This window comes from Streptomyces sp. NPDC101166 (assembly GCF_044768125.1).
In the GTDB taxonomy this organism is placed as follows: Bacteria; Actinomycetota; Actinomycetes; order Streptomycetales; family Streptomycetaceae; genus Streptomyces.
This window is the reverse complement of sequence record NZ_JBIWPF010000338.1, coordinates 1-1,068: the sequence shown is the minus strand read 5'-3', so window position 1 is coordinate 1,068 and position 1,068 is coordinate 1. Positions and strand designations below refer to the sequence as shown.

Genomic DNA, 1,068 nt, shown 5'->3' with positions numbered 1-1,068 from the left:
CCCACGGCCGTCTACCTGCCCCGCGCGTTCCGGATACGCCGTCGGCGTGATCGATCGCCGATGGGGATGCCACGCCGGCGCCCTATGCCTGCCCAGTTTCGAAGCGACTGATCTTCCCGTTGTCGACAGTGAACCGCCAGGCGGTGCGCATCGCCCCCCAGGTGTCATTGCGATAGTTCGCAACCAGACCGAGCCCGTCACCCGTTTGTGTCAACACGTCCATATGACCCTCCGACGAGAAGATCTCCCGCTCGGTCCAGTCCGCGATATCCCGATCCGAGCCATCATCGGACATCGTCGCCCCGAGCGTGAGGGCCGATTGGAGCGCATTGCGGTCACCCGCATTCACCGCGGCGACAAACGCCCGCACCGCAGGTTCTGTCAGCTGATCGAGGGCGATACTCATGAGCTCACTCCCTTGATTCGACAAGCGATGGACTCGACGATTCGATGATCGCATGTCGACCCACCCCACAATCGGCCACCCTCATCGGCGGCACCCCCGCCCGAGCACGTGAACGTGCACAACTGACCGACGGGCGGCGACATGTCGGTATGCCTAGGCTCGATGGGTGCGGTCATCGGAGGATCTGAAGCAGTGTTGGCTCGTGGAGTCGCGGCAGCTATTTGCCCGGCCCGAGATGTGGGCCCGGTCCGGACCGGAGATGGAATCGGTGGCCGGTGGCCGACTTCGAGATCTCTGTTACCTGGACGACCGAGACGACGAATACGAACACCTTCGAGAATCGTTGCGCCGCTTCGGAAAACTAGGAGTACATGGCCCCTTCGCTGCGACCTTCGGTGTCGATGGCCGCTGCACAGCCGAGGTCGCATCGGTGTACGCCGAGCTCTACCACCGGTTTGGCTACCTCCCGGTCGAGCGCCAGCTCGATACCGACGAATGGCTGCCCCTGACCCGCGTGCGGGAGTGGGCAGGCGATCGCGACTTCCGCCGCAGCGAGGTGGAAGCCGCCTTCGGCACACCGAGTCTCAGGGTGGGTACACGCGTTTCGTGCTACGCCCCAGCCGACCAGGGACCTTGGGTGTTCTTCGATACCTGGGACGAAC

General features: G+C 64.0%; 2 protein-coding genes. One reads left to right on the top strand and one right to left on the bottom strand.

What is annotated here, in order from left to right; all coding sequences use genetic code 11:
• Nucleotides 1-82: 82 nt before the first annotated feature.
• Entirely contained in the window at nucleotides 83-406 is a 324-nt protein-coding gene (locus ACIRS4_RS38935) for a nuclear transport factor 2 family protein (protein ID WP_404205121.1), read from the bottom strand.
• Between the two features lie 202 nt (nucleotides 407-608).
• On the opposite strand from ACIRS4_RS38935, the gene ACIRS4_RS38930 reads away from it, so the two are divergent.
• A partial coding sequence (locus tag ACIRS4_RS38930; protein WP_404205119.1) for a hypothetical protein occupies nucleotides 609-1,068 on the top strand: 460 nt, incomplete at its 3' end.

Coding starts and splice junctions, on each gene's coding strand:
- ACIRS4_RS38935 (WP_404205121.1), bottom strand. CDS start 406: ATGAGTATCGCCCTCGATCAGCTGACAGAACCTGCGGTGCGGGCGTTT.